This is a genomic window from Pseudomonas sp. TUM25319 (genome assembly GCF_056388475.1).
Genome location: NZ_CM150751.1, coordinates 2,112,397 through 2,127,511, shown reverse-complemented (window position 1 = coordinate 2,127,511; position 15,115 = coordinate 2,112,397). Strand labels below are relative to the sequence as shown.

14 protein-coding genes and 1 riboswitch are annotated in these 15,115 nt (G+C 63.5%); of the genes, 1 reads left to right on the top strand and 13 read right to left on the bottom strand.

All coding sequences use genetic code 11. From position 1 onward, the window contains the following. Positions 1–84: 84 nt before the first annotated feature. Complete coding sequence (gene alaS / locus AC05QJ_RS10035; protein WP_476746710.1) at positions 85–2,709, bottom strand: alanine--tRNA ligase; 2,625 nt, start codon at positions 2,707–2,709, stop codon at positions 85–87. Positions 2,710–2,936: 227 nt separating this feature from the next. Beyond that, positions 2,937–3,089: riboswitch (FMN riboswitch) on the top strand. A gap of 97 nt (positions 3,090–3,186) precedes the next feature. Here alaS and AC05QJ_RS10030 point away from each other — a divergent pair. Continuing rightward, positions 3,187–3,693 (top strand): 6,7-dimethyl-8-ribityllumazine synthase, encoded by a 507-nt coding sequence (locus AC05QJ_RS10030; RefSeq protein ID WP_476746709.1) that lies wholly within the window; start codon positions 3,187–3,189, stop codon positions 3,691–3,693. Between the two features lie 98 nt (positions 3,694–3,791). On the opposite strand, the gene astE is transcribed toward AC05QJ_RS10030, so the two are convergent. From astE to AC05QJ_RS09970, 12 genes are all read right to left on the bottom strand, one after another. Continuing rightward, positions 3,792–4,802, bottom strand: a complete 1,011-nt coding sequence (gene astE, locus AC05QJ_RS10025; protein WP_476747905.1) for a succinylglutamate desuccinylase — start codon at positions 4,800–4,802, stop codon at positions 3,792–3,794. A gap of 13 nt (positions 4,803–4,815) precedes the next feature. After that, complete coding sequence (locus tag AC05QJ_RS10020) at positions 4,816–5,106, bottom strand: topoisomerase II (protein WP_476746708.1); 291 nt, start codon at positions 5,104–5,106, stop codon at positions 4,816–4,818. A gap of 14 nt (positions 5,107–5,120) precedes the next feature. Next, complete coding sequence (gene astB / locus AC05QJ_RS10015; RefSeq protein ID WP_476746707.1) at positions 5,121–6,470, bottom strand: N-succinylarginine dihydrolase; 1,350 nt, start codon at positions 6,468–6,470, stop codon at positions 5,121–5,123. Between the two features lie 25 nt (positions 6,471–6,495). After that, positions 6,496–7,962: a succinylglutamate-semialdehyde dehydrogenase gene (gene astD, locus AC05QJ_RS10010; RefSeq protein WP_476747904.1), complete on the bottom strand. Its 1,467-nt coding sequence runs from the start codon at positions 7,960–7,962 to the stop codon at positions 6,496–6,498. Beyond that, positions 7,959–8,984 (bottom strand): arginine N-succinyltransferase, encoded by a 1,026-nt coding sequence (gene astA, locus AC05QJ_RS10005; protein WP_476746706.1) that lies wholly within the window; start codon positions 8,982–8,984, stop codon positions 7,959–7,961. Before astA ends, astD begins: the two co-directional genes overlap by 4 nt. A 72-nt stretch (positions 8,985–9,056) precedes the next feature. Then, positions 9,057–10,076: an arginine/ornithine succinyltransferase subunit alpha gene (aruF, locus tag AC05QJ_RS10000; protein WP_476746705.1), complete on the bottom strand. Its 1,020-nt coding sequence runs from the start codon at positions 10,074–10,076 to the stop codon at positions 9,057–9,059. A gap of 130 nt (positions 10,077–10,206) precedes the next feature. Beyond that, entirely contained in the window at positions 10,207–11,427 is a 1,221-nt protein-coding gene (locus AC05QJ_RS09995; protein ID WP_476746704.1) for an aspartate aminotransferase family protein, read from the bottom strand. A gap of 99 nt (positions 11,428–11,526) precedes the next feature. After that, entirely contained in the window at positions 11,527–11,685 is a 159-nt protein-coding gene (locus AC05QJ_RS09990) for a hypothetical protein (protein WP_476746703.1), read from the bottom strand. Positions 11,686–11,742: 57 nt separating this feature from the next. Further along, positions 11,743–12,723: a transcriptional regulator ArgR gene (gene argR / locus AC05QJ_RS09985; protein WP_476746702.1), complete on the bottom strand. Its 981-nt coding sequence runs from the start codon at positions 12,721–12,723 to the stop codon at positions 11,743–11,745. Positions 12,724–12,858: 135 nt separating this feature from the next. After that, positions 12,859–13,623: an ABC transporter ATP-binding protein gene (locus tag AC05QJ_RS09980; RefSeq protein WP_476746701.1), complete on the bottom strand. Its 765-nt coding sequence runs from the start codon at positions 13,621–13,623 to the stop codon at positions 12,859–12,861. A 67-nt stretch (positions 13,624–13,690) separates the two neighbouring features. After that, a complete protein-coding gene (locus tag AC05QJ_RS09975) occupies positions 13,691–14,389 on the bottom strand; it encodes an ABC transporter permease (RefSeq protein WP_476746700.1) in 699 nt (232 codons plus the stop codon). Further along, the gene (locus AC05QJ_RS09970; RefSeq protein ID WP_476746699.1) at positions 14,386–15,075 is read right to left on the bottom strand and encodes an ABC transporter permease; all 690 of its coding nucleotides are present in this window, start codon (positions 15,073–15,075) and stop codon (positions 14,386–14,388) included. Before AC05QJ_RS09970 ends, AC05QJ_RS09975 begins: the two co-directional genes overlap by 4 nt. Positions 15,076–15,115 lie beyond the last annotated feature (40 nt).

Here is a 15,115-nt window from a genome sequence, read left to right as displayed (position 1 = left end):
AAAGCCGCCTCAGCCCGTGAAGGGCACCCAATAAACAAATCACAACGCCGACGGCCCGCCACTAGACGACGGGCCGTCGGCGCCTCAGACACCCTGCTCTACGAAGGGCACGGTCAGGGCCAGTGCGCCGTCCAGCGCGGCGGCATCCACGCCTCCGCCTTGCGCCATGTCCGGACGACCACCGCCCTTGCCGCCCACCGCCGCAGCGGCTTGTTTCATCAAATCACCGGCTTTGAGTTGGCCGGTCAGGTCCTTGGTCACGCCAGCGACCAGTACGACCTTCTCTTCGTGGACACTGCCGAGCAGGATCACTGCGCGGCCGAGTTTGTTCTTCAGTTGATCGACCAGCGCCAGCAGGGCCTTGCCATCCTGGCCGTCGAGACGTGCCGCGAGCACCTTGACACCCTTGACGTCCACGGCGCTGTTGGCCAGGTCGTCACCGGCAGCGCTGGCAGCCTTGGCCTGCAACTGCTCCAGTTGTTTTTCCAGCTGGCGGTTGCGCTCGAGCACCGCCGACAGCTTGTCGATCAGGTTGTCGCGACTGCCCTTGACCAGTTGCGCGGCTTCCTTGAGCTGCTCTTCGGCGCCGTTCAGGTAGGCCAGTGCCGCAGCACCGGTAACCGCTTCGATACGACGCACACCGGAAGCCACGCCGCCTTCGCTGACGATCTTGAACACCGCGATATCGCCGGTGCGCTTGGCATGGATACCGCCACACAGCTCGACGGAGAAGTCGCCGCCCATGCTCAGCACGCGCACGCTGTCGCCGTACTTCTCGCCGAACAGGGCCATGGCGCCCTTCTGCTTGGCGGTTTCGATATCGGTCTCTTCGGTCTGCACCTCGGAGTTCTTGCGCACTTCGCGGTTGACGATCTCTTCCAGCGCCTTGATCTGCTCTGGCTTGACCGCTTCCGGATGGCTGAAGTCGAAACGCAGGCGCTGGCTGTTCACCAGCGAGCCTTTCTGTTGCACGTGCTCACCCAGGACCTCGCGCAGCGCAGCGTGCAGCAGGTGGGTGGCGGAGTGGTTCAGCGAGGTCGCGTGCTGCACATCGGCGTCGACCCTGGCCTCGACCTGGGCGCCAACGCTCAGGCTGCCACTGGCGATCACGCCATGGTGCAGGAAGGCACCGCCGGTCTTGGTGGTGTCACGCACGTCGAAGCGCACAGCACCGGCCTGCAGATAGCCGGTGTCGCCAATCTGGCCGCCGGACTCGGCGTAGAACGGCGTGCGATCGAGGATGACCACGCCCTCCTCGCCTTCACCCAGTTGCTCGACGGACTGACCGTCCTTGTACAGGGCGACGATCCTGGCACTGCCTTCGGTGGCGGTGTAACCGAGGAACTCGGTGTCCACGTCGACCTTGACCAGGCTGTTGTAGTCCAGGCCGAAGGCGCTGGCGGAACGGGCGCGCTCACGCTGGGCCTCCATTTCGCGCTCGAAGCCGGCTTCGTCGATGCTCAGCTCGCGCTCGCGGGCGATGTCGGCGGTCAGGTCCATCGGGAAACCGTAGGTGTCGTACAGCTTGAACACCACTTCGCCCGGAATCACGTTGCCCTTGAGCTCGGCCAGGTCCTGCTCGAGGATCTTCAGGCCCTGCTCCAGGGTCTTGGCGAACTGCTCTTCCTCGGTCTTCAGCACGCGTTCGATATGCGCCTGCTGCGACTTCAGCTCAGGGAAGGCCTCACCCATCTCGGCCACCAGCGCGGCAACGATCTGGTAGAAGAAGCTGCCCTTGGCGCCGAGCTTGTTGCCGTGACGGCAAGCGCGGCGAACGATGCGGCGCAGCACGTAACCACGACCTTCGTTGGACGGCACCACGCCGTCGGCAATCAGGAAGCCGCAGGAACGGATGTGGTCGGCGACCACCTTGAGCGACGGCTGGCCGTCGTTGCTGCAGCCGATGGCCTTGGCCGAAGCGGCCAGCAGGCTCTGGAACAGGTCGATCTCGTAGTTAGAGTGAACATGCTGCAGGACCGCACTGATCCGCTCCAGCCCCATGCCGGTGTCCACCGATGGCGCCGGCAGCGGGTGCAGGACACCGTCCGCAGTGCGGTTGAACTGCATGAAGACGTTGTTCCAGATCTCGATGTAGCGGTCACCGTCTTCTTCAGGCGAGCCAGGCGGGCCGCCCCAGATGTCGGCGCCGTGGTCGTAGAAGATCTCGGTGCATGGGCCGCACGGGCCGGTATCGCCCATGGTCCAGAAGTTGTCGGAGGCGTAAGGCGCGCCCTTGTTGTCGCCGATGCGGACCATGCGCTCGGCCGGCACGCCGACTTCCTTGGTCCAGATGTCGTAGGCTTCGTCGTCGGTGGCGTAGACCGTGACCCAGAGCTTTTCCTTGGGCAGGTTCAGCCATTTGTCCGACGTCAGGAAGGTCCAGGCGAAGGTGATGGCGTCACGCTTGAAGTAGTCGCCAAAACTGAAGTTGCCCAGCATTTCGAAGAAGGTGTGGTGACGCGCGGTATAACCGACGTTTTCCAGGTCGTTGTGCTTGCCGCCGGCGCGCACGCATTTCTGGCTGCTGACCGCGCGGGTGTAGGCGCGTTTTTCCTGGCCGAGGAAGCAGTCCTTGAACTGGTTCATGCCGGCGTTGGTGAACAGCAGGGTCGGGTCATTGCCCGGAATCAGGGAGCTGGAGGCGACTCGGGTGTGTCCCTGCTCTTCGAAGAATCGAAGGAAGGCTTCACGGATTTCTGCGCTTTTCATAGGTTCTTCCACGGAAACGGCGGCCTGAGGCAAATGTGCGCGTCAAAATAGACAAAAACGACGGCAAAGGGCCGCATTATAGCCAGCCTGACCGCCAGGTGCAGTGGGTTTATACGCCGATGGCGCGCATTCAGGATGAAATGACGTTTATGGGTGCGATTTAGTTAGCAGGCTATACGTTTCGCCGGGATCTATGTTACAAACGTCAGCGCCATCACAGGTGATGGCAACGTTCTCAGGGCGGGGTGCGATTCCCCACCGGCGGTAATTGCGCGCAATGCGCATAGCCCGCGAGCGCTTGCAGGCTTGCCCTGCAAGGTCAGCAGACCCGGTGTGATTCCGGGGCCGACGGTCATAGTCCGGATAAAGAGAGAACGGGATAGGCACCGTTGTGTCCGTTCGTCCGCGTTTTTGTCGGTACGACCATCCCTTTCGATCCAGATGCCCTGTTTTTCATACAAACAGGAGTCCGTTTCAATGCAAGCAACCCCCATCGACAGCAAAGCCCACGGCAACGAGCGTATCGCCTTCGTCCAGGCCTGCTGGCACAAGGATATCGTCGACCAGAGCCGCAAAGGCTTCGTTGAGCAAATGGCCAAGCATGGTTACCAGGCCAGCGACATTGACTTCTATGAAGTCGGTGGCGCCTTCGAAATTCCATTGCACGCCAAACTGCTGGCCCGTGGCGGCCGCTACGGCGCCATCGTCGCAGCCGGCCTGGTGGTGGATGGCGGCCTGTACCGCCACGAATTCGTCGCCCAGTCGGTGATCAGCGGCCTGATGCAGGTGCAGCTGGAAACCGAAGTGCCGGTGTTCTCGGTGGTGCTCACCCCGCATCACTTCCATGCAGGCGACGAGCACCAGAACTTCTTCTTCGAACACTTCGTGCTCAAGGGCCGGGAAGCAGCGGATACCTGCGCCGACACCCTGCTGAAGCTGCGCGCACTGCGCCGCAATGAAGCGCCGCAGAAGCTGGCGGTCTGAAGCTGAGAGCTGCAAGCTAAAAGCTAAAAGCTAAAAGCCCCGACGACGCGGATCGCTCTTACTTGAAGCTTGCAGCTTGCAGCTTAAAAGCCCGAACCCTAGGCCCCCAGCCCGTCGGTCGAGGCAGGCACGATCAGGATCCCCGCCCGAAGCCCGTTCTTGACCTTCGGATTGGGGAAAATGATCCGGGCACCCTCTTCTTCCACGATCCAGCGGGTCTCGGCCAGGTCTTCGGCCAGCAGGTAACCCTTGGACAACTCCGAGAAGTTCTCGATATCCGCCGGCAGGTGCAGGTGGAAGTGGTCGCTGTGCTTGATGATCTCGCGGGCGACGCTGAACAGTTGCAGGCCGTCGAGTTCCTCGGCCTGCTCGGGTTCGTTGCCCTCGATGATCTGAATCAGCCGAGACTCCAGCCGTTCGAGATTGACCTGTTGATTCTGCCCGAAAGGCCGCGCCTTCCCCAGTTCCAGGGTGAAGGACTCGGCCTCGAGCTGTTCATAGGTGTATGCCGTGAAGGTGATGGACGTCTTGCTCTGTAGCAGCACCGCCTCCATGCCCGCCGCGTGCAACCGGGCCAGCTCCCGACGGGAATGCTGGCGCCCTTCTTTATAGGGGTACAGCGCGAACTGCTCGATCCTGGAACCGCGGATCGCGGTATGCAGATCGTAATGCAGGCGCAACCGCCCTTCGTGGCTGAAAAACTTCTTCGCCAGACATTCCAGCTCAGCCGCACGCAATGCTTCCTGCCCGCTGGACAATTCATGACGGCCGTTGAACAGACGGTTGACGTCCTGTTCGATGTAGCGCTCACCGCGCCGTATCGCAGCCGGATTGCCGAACAGGAACAGGATCCGCGCCCGGGGCTTCACTTGGCCGCGGGCAATATCGTGCAGCAATTCGTCAAGCAGCTCGATGGGCGCGGTTTCGTTGCCATGGATACCGGCGGACAGCAGCACGTCCAGACCGATATCCTGCGCCTCCGGCGGAGTCACTTCCAGCGCCCCCTCGGCAAGCCAGCGCAAGCGCACGCCCTGCACCGTCACCTGGGTCTTCTCGGACGGTTCGTGACCGTTCAACGTCAGCTCAAGCAGTTTGCCGAGGGCGAGCATTGGCGTGGTTTCCTTAGTGATGATGTCCGCAATCGGGACCATGGACGTGATCGTCATCGTCGCCGACATCGGCCGGCTCCATTTCCAGCTGCAGGCTGACCAGGTTGGTGGCCAGCGGGCGCAGCAACAGGTTGGCGTATTCGGTATCGCCCTCTTCGACGTCGACGCCGATCAGCAACTGGCCACGGCCATCCTGCTGGATCCAGACTTCCTTGCCTTGCCAGATCACCGCAAAGCGGGTGGTGGAGGCTTCGCGCTGGTTGCCATCTTCGTCTTCAAGGATCAGTTGCAGGGCGTCGGACATATTCGAGTGCTCTTTCAGGGATTGAGTTGGAACGGATAGACCGAGCCCAGCTTGAGGATCCGGGTCAGTTCATCCAGTGCCGTACGACATTCCACCAGCAGTTGCGGATCGGCCAGGTCGCTTTCGACCAGGCGGTCGCGGTAGTGCCGGTCGACCCATTGGGTCAGGGTGTCGTACAGCGGCGCGGTCATGATAACCCCTGGATTGACCGCCGCCAGTTCCGTTTCATTCAGCGCGACCCGCAACCGCAGGCACGCCGGGCCGCCGCCGTTCTGCATGCTCTGCTTGAGGTCGAACACCCGGACCTCGCCGATGGCGCCGCCCTGGGCGGTGAGCGCCGACAGGTAAGCCCAGACCCGTTCGTTGTTACGGCATTCTTCCGGCACCACCAGCAGCATCGAACCGTCATCGCGGGACAGCAACTGGCTGTTGAACAGGTAGGAGCGCACCGCGTCCTCCACTGTCACCTGCGCGCGCGGCACGCAGATCGCCTTGAAGTTGCCGCCACGCCGGGCCAGCTTGTCCTTCAGTTCGGCCAGCACCCGCTCGGTGTCGAGGAAAGCATCCTCGTGATAGAACAGCACCTCGCCATTGCCCACGGCGATCACGTCGTTGTGGAACACGCCCTGGTCGATCACGTCCGGGTTCTGCTGAGCATAGACCACGCCGTCATCGGTCAGACCGTGCAGACGGGCGACAGCCTGGGAGGCCTCGAGGGTCTGGCGCGCCGGGTATTTCTGCGGCGCCGGGTAGCGGGTATCGAAAGCACTGCGGCCGAACACGAAGAACTCGACGCCCGGCTCGCCATAGGCGCGGCAGAAACGGGTGTGGTTGGCCGCGCCTTCGTCGCCGAACTGCGCCACCGCCGGCAGCGCAGCGTGATGGGCGAAGTGCTGCGGGTTGGCGAACATGGCGCCGAGCACACGGCTGGTGGTCGGATGCTCGATGCTGCGGTGATACTTGCAGTTGAGGTTGGCCGCGGTGAAGTGCACACGGCCATCGGCCGTGTCGGCACTCGGGCTGACCGTGGCGGCGTTGGCCACCCACATGCTCGACGCCGAGCAACTGGCGACCAGCAGCGGCATGGCTTCTTTCGCCGCACGCTGGATGACCTCGGCATCGCTGCCGCTGAAACCGAGGCTGCGCAGAGCGGCCACGTCCGGACGCTCCTGCGGCGCCAGCACGCCCTGCTTGAAGCCCAGGTCAGCCAGGGCCTTCATCTTGGCTAGGCCCTGACGCGCCGCTTCACGCGGGTTCGAACCCTGCTGGCTGTTGCTCTGCGACGCCACGTTGCCGTAGGACAGGCCGCCATAGTTGTGCGTCGGCCCGACCAGGCCATCAAAATTCACTTCAAACGATTTCATCGGTCAAGGCTCCGTGAACCTGTTGTTATAGGGCGACGCCGGGCGTCAGCGTAGCGGGCAGGACAAGGCTCGCGGTTTCCAGCGAGGCCACCGGGTAGGCGCAATAGTCCGCCGCGTAATAGGCACTGGCGCGGTGGTTGCCGCTGGCGCCGACGCCCCCGAACGGCGCGCTGCTGGCGGCACCGGTCAGTTGCTTGTTCCAGTTGACGATGCCTGCGCGGCTTTCCAGCCAGAACTGCTGGTAGCGCGCATGAGAGTCGGACAACAGGCCAGCGGCCAGCCCGTACTGGGTGTTGTTGGCCTCGGCGATGGCCGCCGGGAAATCGCTGTAGCGGATGACTTGCAGCAACGGACCGAAGAACTCTTCGTCCGGGCGATCGGCCACGGCGCTGACATCAAGAATGCCCGGGGTCAGCAGCGCGGCACCGGCCTGCGGCTGGGTCATTTCCAGCAGCGCGGTGGCGCCCTTGGCGATCAGTTGCGCCTGGGCGTCCATCAGTGCCTTGGCCGCGCCGAGGGAAATCACCGAGCCCATGAACGGTGCCGGTTGCTGGTCGAAGGCGCCGACCGAAATGTTCCTGCTCACCGCCACCAGGCGAGCGAGCAGGCTGTCGCCCCAGGCACCTTGCGGCACCAACAGGCGGCGGGCGCAGGTGCAACGCTGGCCGGCGGAGATGAAGGCGGACTGGATGATGGTGTAGACCGCCGCGTCCAGGTCCTTGACCTCGTCCACCACCAGCGGGTTGTTGCCGCCCATCTCCAGGGCGAGGATCTTGTCCGGGCGACCAGCGAATTGCTGGTGCAGCAGATTGCCGGTACGGCTGGAGCCGGTGAAGAACAGACCGTCGATGCCCGGGTTGGCGGCCAGCGCCACGCCGGTTTCCCGCGCGCCCTGGACCAGGTTGAGCACGCCTGCCGGCAGGCCGGCGTCGATCCAGCACTTGACCGTCAGCTCGGCGACTTTCGGGGTCAGCTCGCTTGGCTTGAATACCACCGCGTTACCGGCGAGCAGCGCCGGTACGATATGACCGTTAGGCAGGTGACCAGGGAAGTTGTACGGCCCAAACACTGCCACCACGCCATGGGGCTTGTGGCGCAGCACCGCCGTAGCATCGGCCAGCGGGCCGCTCTTCTCGCCCGTACGCTCACGGTAGCTTTGCACCGAGATGGCGACCTTGTTGACCATGCTGGTCACTTCGGTTGCGGCTTCCCACAGTGGTTTGCCGGTTTCCTCGCCGATGGAGCGGGCCAGTTCGTCAGCGTTGGCCTTGAGCTGTGCGGCAAAGGCTTCCAGCACGGCAATCCGCCTATCCAGCGACTGCCGCGCCCAGTTCGGAAACGCCTGGCGCGCCGACGCTACCGCCTGCTCGACCTGCGCCGCAGTGGCGCCCTGCCCTTCCCAGACCACGGCCTGGCTGACCGGGTCCAGCGATTGAAGGGCTTCGCCCTGACCGGCCTGCCAGTGGCCTGCGATGAAGTGAGTGGTCATTATTTGGCCTCCCGGGCAGCGGACATGGGCACCGCGCGCACCTGGTCGCCAGCGCTCAGGCGCAGGCGCTTGGCGGTCTGCGGATCGACCACCAGGGTGCCGGCCGCCAGACGCGCGGGCGCTGCGGCGATGCGGCAGTCTTCACGCTTGCGGTTGTGGATGATGTAGGGCGGAGCGTCATCGCCCGGCGTGCCCACGGCCAGCACCAGCGTCTGGCTATCGTGGACCGCACGGATCTTGCCGGTTTCGCATTCGATGGCGGGGCCGGCGTCGAAGATGTCGACGTAACCCTGGTAGCTGAAGCCTTCGCTCTTGAGCATCGACAAGGCCGGCTCGGTGTCGCTGTGGACACGGCCGATGACGCTGCGCGCCGCCTCCGACAGGAAGCAGGTGTAGAGCGGGAACTTGGGCATCAGCTCGGCGATGAACGCCTTGTTGCCAACGCCAGTGAGGTAGTCCGCCTGGCTGAACTCCATCTTGAAGAAGTGCCGGCCCAGGCTTTCCCAGAACGGCGAGCGCCCCAGCTCATCGGACATGCCACGCATCTCGGCGATGATCTTGTTGCCGAACAGCTCGGGGAACTCGGCGATGAACAGCATCCGTGCCTTGGACAGCAGGCGGCCATTGAGACCACTGCGGCTGTCGGCACGCAGGAACAGCGAGCACAGCTCGGAGTTGCCGGTGAGGTCGTTGGCCAGGAACAGCGTCGGGATTTCCCGGTAGATGTTCAGCTCCTGGGAGGCGCTGACCGTCAGGCCGACCCGGTAGTTGTACCAGGGCTCGCGCAGGCCGACGGCACCGGCGATGGCGGAAATGCCGACGACCACACCGTCATCGTTTTCCAGCACGAACAGGTAATCCGCATCGGCGCGCTCGGCTTCGCCACGGAAGGTCTTCTCGGCCCAACCGACCCGGTGGGCCAGGCGGTCTTCGTTGGCCGGCAAGGTGGTCAGGCCGGTGCCGGTGCTGCGCGCCAGCTCGATCAGCGCGGGTAGGTCGCTGCTGCGTACGGGACGAACGATCATGCTATCTCCTCGGGCGGATGCTGTACGGCATCCGCAAAACTCGGCCGAACTCTTAGTATCAAAACCGCAGTGTCAAACCGCGACCAGACGCACGCTGGCACCTTCGCCGACGCCCAGCGCCTCGATGGCCTCGGGGCTCAGGTGGACCGGTTTGCCCGGCACCCAGTCCAGCTCCAGCAATACCGCGCGGTAGTCCTGCAGTTGGCCGTTGGAGACCAGGTACGGGCGGCCGCCCTTGGTCGGCTGCTCCTGCAGCCTGACCGGTACGACCCGGCTCTGGGCAATCGAGCGGATGCCGGAGACCCGTGCGTGCAGGGTCGGGCCACCGTCGAAAATATCGATGTAATGGTCGGTCTCGAAGCCTTCGCGCATCAGGATGTCGAAGGTGATCTGCGCCCGCGGATGCACCTGGCCCATGGCTTCCTGGGCTTCGTCCGGCAGCAGTGGCACATAGATCGGGTAATGCGGCATCAGCTCGGCGAGGAAGGTACGGCTCTTCAGCCCGCACAGGCGCTCGGCCTCGGCGTAGTTGAGATCGAAGAAGTTGCGTCCGATGGCATCCCAGAACGGCGAGTCGCCGTTTTCATCGCTGTAACCGACGATCTCGGTCACCACCGAATCGGCGAAGCGCTCCGGGTGGGCGGCCATGAACAGCAGGCGACCGCGGGAGTTGAGCTCGGCCCAGCCGGTGTTCACCAGCTCCGGCAGCACGTAGAAGCTGGTCAGCAGGCTGTTGCCGGTGAGGTCGTGGCACTGGGACAGGACGTGGATCTTGTTGTGGATCTTCAGCTCGCGGGAGGCGTGCACGAAGGTCTCGTTGCGGAAGCTGTAGAACGGCTCGGAGTAGCCGGCCGACGCGACAATGGCGGAACAGCCCACCAGCTTGCCGGTGACGCTGTCTTCGAGGACGAAGAAGTAGCTTTCCTCGCCATTGAAGCTGACCTCCGCCGCGAACGAGGTCTCGGAGGCGGCGATCTTGTCGCCCAGGCGACCGGCATCGTCCGGCAGGGACGTGACACCAATGGGACTGTCCGCGGCCAGACGCTGCACTTCATCCAGGTCAGCCATTTGCGCGGGGCGCATCACCAGCATGGTGTCACTCCTTTCGGGTATACGGGCCGACGATCGTCGGCGCAAAAAAAGCGGCGCGTGCGACTCAGGCACAGGCCACATGAAATCGGTTCGCTGGCCAGTGACGGCCAGCGAGGCTACAGCGGGCGAATCAGGCCTTGGTCAGCTTGGCGGCAGCGCGCTCGAAGCGGTCCAGACCCTCGTCGATATCGGCATCTTCCACCACCAGGCTCGGGGCGAAGCGCACCACGTCCGGGCCCGCCTGCAGGACCATCAGGCCCTCTTGCTCGGCCGCGTTGAACACGTCCTTGGCCTTGCCTTTCCAGGCGTCGGTCAGCACGCAACCGATCAGCAGGCCCATGCCGCGGACCTGGCTGAACAGGCCGTATTCCTGGCCGATCTTCTCCAGGCGCGACTTGAAGCGCTCGTGCTTGGCCTTGACGCCCGCCAGCACCTCCGGGGTGTTGACGATATCCAGCACGGCGTTGGCGACGGCGCAGCCCAGCGGGTTGCCGCCGTAGGTGGTGCCGTGGGTGCCGACGGCCAGGTGCTTGGCCAGCTCATCGGTGGTCAGGATCGCACCGATCGGGAAACCACCGCCCAGGCTCTTGGCACTGGAGAGGATGTCCGGGGTGACGCCGTAGTGCATGTAGGCGTACAGCTCGCCGGTGCGGCCGACGCCGGTCTGCACTTCGTCGAAGATCAGCAGCGCGTTGTGCTGGTCGCACAGGGCGCGGGCACCTTCGAGGTAGGCCTTGTCGGCCGGAACCACACCGCTCTCGCCCTGGATCGGTTCGATCACCACGGCGCAGGTCTTGTCGGAAATCTGTGCCTTCAGCGCTTCCAGGTCGTTGTACGGCACATGGCTGATACCGGTGATCTTCGGACCGAAGCCGTCGGAGTACTTCGGCTGGCCGCCGACGCTGACGGTGAACAGGGTCCGACCGTGGAAGCTGTTGACGGTGGCGATGATCTCGTTCTTTTCAGGACCGAAGCGGTCGTGGGCAACGCGACGGGCCAGTTTGAAGGCAGCCTCGTTGGCCTCGGCGCCGGAGTTGCAGAAGAACGCGCGGTCGGCGAAGGTCGCGTCGACCAGCTTGCGGGCCAGGCGCAGGGCCGGCTCGTTGGTGAAGACGTTGGACACGTGCCACAGCTTGTTGGCCTGCTCGGTCAGTGCGGCAACCAGCGCAGGATGGGCGTGCCCCAGCACGTTAACGGCGATGCCGCCGGCGAAATCGATCAGCTCGCGGCCCGACTGGTCCCAGACTCGGGAACCGGCGCCACGCACGGGAATGAAGGCGGCGGGCGCATAGTTGGGAACCATTACCTGGTCGAAATCGGCGCGTTGCACCGGAGCTTGCTCAACGGACATCGGAGTCTCCTGAAGAGGAACGCCTGCCTGGAACTGGCGAGCGATGGGGGGATTGTAAGGAGAGATGAACACTCGGCCTTGTCGCCAAGCGACAACTTCTTATAGCGCCAAACCCTGTTTTTCCAAGGCTTTCGGCAATGCGACAAATAGAATCGCAAAGGCGCAGTTTAAACGGTGCGAGGTGCTGGCGGGGAGTGTCTGGCAGACGGGAAAGGCAGGAATTTCAAGGCGCTCGATGGCTGACAGGGCATTAGCCATCTTTTCTTTGCCCCTGAAGGACCTATCGCTGGCAAGCCAGCGATGAGGCCAGAGCGATCAGCCGCGTTCGGCAGGTACGGAAGACAGCTCGAACGGCGAACTGCTGCGCCGCTGGTTGCGGTCTTCCCGCGGGGTGGCGCCGAAGAAGTTGCGGTAGGCGCTGGAGAAGTGCGGGCCGGACGAGAAGCCGCAGGACAGGCCGATCTGAATGATCGATTTGCTGGTCTGCATCAGCATCTGCCGCGCCTTGTTCAGGCGCAGCTCCAGGTAATACTGGCTCGGCACGCGATTGAGGTACTGCTTGAAAATCCGCTCCAGCTGGCGACGCGACACGCAGACATGCTGGGCAATCTCGTCGGTGGTCAGCGGCTCTTCGATATTGGCTTCCATCAATAGCACGGCCTGGGTCAGCTTCGGATGACTGGAGCCCAGACGGTTCTGCAGCGGAATGCGCTGGCGCTCGCCGCCCTCACGAATGCGCTCGACCACCAGCTCCTCGGACACCGCACCAGCCAGCTCGGCACCATGATCCCGGGCCAGCACCGCCAACAGCAGGTCTACCACCGACATGCCGCCACAGGCAGTGAGGCGATCGCGATCCCAGTCGAACAAGTGGCTGGTGGCGATGACCTTGGGGAAGCGCTCGGCGAAATCATCCTGCCAGCGCCAGTGCACGGCGGCGCGATAGCCATCGAGCAGACCCAGTTGCGCCAGGGGATAGACCCCCGCCGAAAGCCCACCGACCACGCAACCGGAGCGCACCTGCTGCTTGAGCGCAGCCGCCAGCGCAGCACCGACGGTCAACGGCGGCTCATCAGCCAGCAGGAACAGCTTCTGGCAATTTTCCAGACGCCCGGTCCAGGGTTCGCCCGGCAGCCGCCAGTCGCCTTCGACTGGCGCCTCGGCCTGGAGAAACGCCAGTTCGTAGGTCACGTCCGGGTGCACCTTCTGCGCCACCCGCAGCACCTCTTCGGCCAGCGCCAGAGTCAGCGCCTTGGTGCTGGGCCAGATGAGAAAACCGATTCGCTGGTGGGTCATGGGGTGCGGTCCGAAACCTTAAGTGTGTCTGGTGCCCGTCAGGATAGACGGGTGGAATCTTGCGTGGCGCACGCTGCGCGGGTGGCGCAGCATGACCTATTTTGGTGCGAAGCGGCAGTCAGAAAAATCGCCAGCTTATTTCAGGCTGCCCGACAGGAACTGCTGCAAACGCTCCGACTGCGGGTTGACCAGCACTTCCCGCGGGTTGCCGGTTTCTTCCACCAACCCCTTGTGCAGGAACACCAACTGGTTGGATACCTCACGGGCGAAGCCCATCTCGTGGGTGACCACCACCATGGTGCGGCCTTCCTGGGCCAGCGACTGCATGACCTTGAGCACATCGCCCACCAGTTCAGGGTCGAGGGCCGAGGTCGGTTCGTCGAACAGCATCACTTCAGGCTCCATCGCCAGGGCGCGAGCGATTGCCACGCGCTGTTGCTCGCCGCCGGACATATGCCCCGGATAGGCGTCCTTGCGATGGGCAACACCCACCTTGGCCAGATAGTGCTCGGCTTTTTCCAGCGCTTCCTTCTTGCTCACGCCCAGGACGTGAACCGGCGCTTCGATGATGTTTTCCAGAGCGGTCATGTGCGACCACAGGTTGAAGTGCTGGAACACCATCGACAGTCGCGAGCGCATGCGCTGCAACTGCTTCGGATCGGCCGCCTTGAGCGCACCGTCCTTGTTGGCTACCAGTTTCAGTTCTTCGTTGTTGAGCAGGATCTTGCCGGCGTGAGGCTGCTCCAGCAGGTTGATGCAGCGCAGGAAGGTACTTTTGCCGGAGCCGCTGGAACCGATGATGCTGATCACATCGCCGGCCTTGGCGGCCAGCGATACGCCCTTGAGCACTTCGTGGCTGCCGTAGCGTTTATGCAGATCCTGGATTTCGAGTTTGTACATGCTGTCGGTTCTCACAAAGCGTTCTGTCGTGAACACGCGCCAAGGGCGAATGGATTAGCCGCGGGCCTCAGCCCTTGCGCGGCGCCAGGTAGCCGAGCCAGCGGCGTTCGGCAAGCTTGAACAGGCGGACCAGAATGAAGGTCAGGCACAGATAGAACACGCCGGCGGTGATGTAGGCCTCGAACGGCAGGTAGAACTGGGCGTTGACGGTCCGCGCGGCACCGGTGATGTCGATCAGGGTCACGATCGACGCCAGGCTGGTGGTCTGCAGCATCATGATCACTTCGTTGCTGTACTGCGGCAGCGCACGGCGCAGGGCTGACGGCAGCAGGATCCGGCGGTACATCTTGTAGCGCGACATGCCCACGGCCTTGGCCGCCTCGATCTCGCCATGCGGCGTGGCCTTGAGGCTGCCGGCGATGATTTCCGCGGTGTAGGCGCTGGTGTTGATGGCAAACGCCATGCAGGCGCAGAAGGTGGCGCTGGACAACCAGGGCCAGAGGAAGCTTTCCCGCACCACGGCGGACTGGGCCAGGCCGTAGTAGATCAGGAACAGCTGCACCAGCATCGGCGTGCCGCGGATCACGTAGGTGTAGAGCCAGGCCGCGCCGTTGACCAATGGCTGTTTCGACACCCGCATCAGGCCGAGCGGGATGGCCGTCAACAGACCGAAGAACAGCGAGATCGCCAGCAGCTTGAGGGTGGTCAGCAGACCACCGAGGTACAGCGGCAAGGCTTCCCAGATGACGTTGTAGTCGAAGATCATAGTTCAGCCGCCTTTACGCCAACCGAGTAGCGCTTTTCCAGGTAACGCAGGGCCAGCAGCGAGACACTGGTGATCACCAGGTACAACGCAGCTACCGCCAGGTAGAAGGTGAACGGCTCGCGGGTGGCATCGGCCGCCTGCTTGGCCTTGAACATCATGTCCTGCAGACCCACCACCGAAATCAGCGCAGTGGCCTTGGTCAGTACCAGCCAGTTGTTGGTGAACCCGGGAATCGCCAGGCGGATCATCTGCGGCACCAGCACGCGGAAGAACACCTGCAGATTGCTCATGCCATAGGCCACGCCGGCCTCGGCCTGCCCTTTCGGGATCGCCATGAAGGCACCGCGGAAGGTTTCCGAAAGATAGGCACCGAAGATGAAACCGAGGGTGCCGATACCCGCGATCAGCGGATTGAGGTCGATGTAGTCTGTGTAGCCAAGCAGCGGCGCGACGCGGTTGAGGAGGTCCTGGCCGCCGTAGAAGATCAGCAGGATCAACACCAGATCGGGGATGCCGCGGATCACCGTGGCATAGAGATCGCCCAGCCAGGCCAGCCAGCGCACCGGCGACAGGCGCAGGGCCACGCCGATCAGGCCGAGCACGATGGCCAGGGCCATGGACGACAAGGCGAGCTGTAGCGTCAGCCACACTCCATCGAGGATGACTGCCCCGTAGCCTTTCAACATGATGAGGTCCTCGACCTTAGGGATGAAAAAATGGTGCAAG

Coding starts and splice junctions, on each gene's coding strand:
- alaS (WP_476746710.1), bottom strand. CDS start 2,709: ATGAAAAGCGCAGAAATCCGTGAAGCCTTCCTTCGATTCTTCGAAGAG.
- AC05QJ_RS10030 (WP_476746709.1), top strand. CDS start 3,187: ATGCAAGCAACCCCCATCGACAGCAAAGCCCACGGCAACGAGCGTATC.
- astE (WP_476747905.1), bottom strand. CDS start 4,802: ATGCTCGCCCTCGGCAAACTGCTTGAGCTGACGTTGAACGGTCACGAA.
- AC05QJ_RS10020 (WP_476746708.1), bottom strand. CDS start 5,106: ATGTCCGACGCCCTGCAACTGATCCTTGAAGACGAAGATGGCAACCAG.
- astB (WP_476746707.1), bottom strand. CDS start 6,470: ATGAAATCGTTTGAAGTGAATTTTGATGGCCTGGTCGGGCCGACGCAC.
- astA (WP_476746706.1), bottom strand. CDS start 8,984: ATGATCGTTCGTCCCGTACGCAGCAGCGACCTACCCGCGCTGATCGAG.
- aruF (WP_476746705.1), bottom strand. CDS start 10,076: ATGCTGGTGATGCGCCCCGCGCAAATGGCTGACCTGGATGAAGTGCAG.
- AC05QJ_RS09995 (WP_476746704.1), bottom strand. CDS start 11,427: ATGTCCGTTGAGCAAGCTCCGGTGCAACGCGCCGATTTCGACCAGGTA.
- AC05QJ_RS09990 (WP_476746703.1), bottom strand. CDS start 11,685: ATGGCTAATGCCCTGTCAGCCATCGAGCGCCTTGAAATTCCTGCCTTT.
- argR (WP_476746702.1), bottom strand. CDS start 12,723: ATGACCCACCAGCGAATCGGTTTTCTCATCTGGCCCAGCACCAAGGCG.
- AC05QJ_RS09980 (WP_476746701.1), bottom strand. CDS start 13,623: ATGTACAAACTCGAAATCCAGGATCTGCATAAACGCTACGGCAGCCAC.
- AC05QJ_RS09975 (WP_476746700.1), bottom strand. CDS start 14,389: ATGATCTTCGACTACAACGTCATCTGGGAAGCCTTGCCGCTGTACCTC.
- AC05QJ_RS09970 (WP_476746699.1), bottom strand. CDS start 15,075: ATGTTGAAAGGCTACGGGGCAGTCATCCTCGATGGAGTGTGGCTGACG.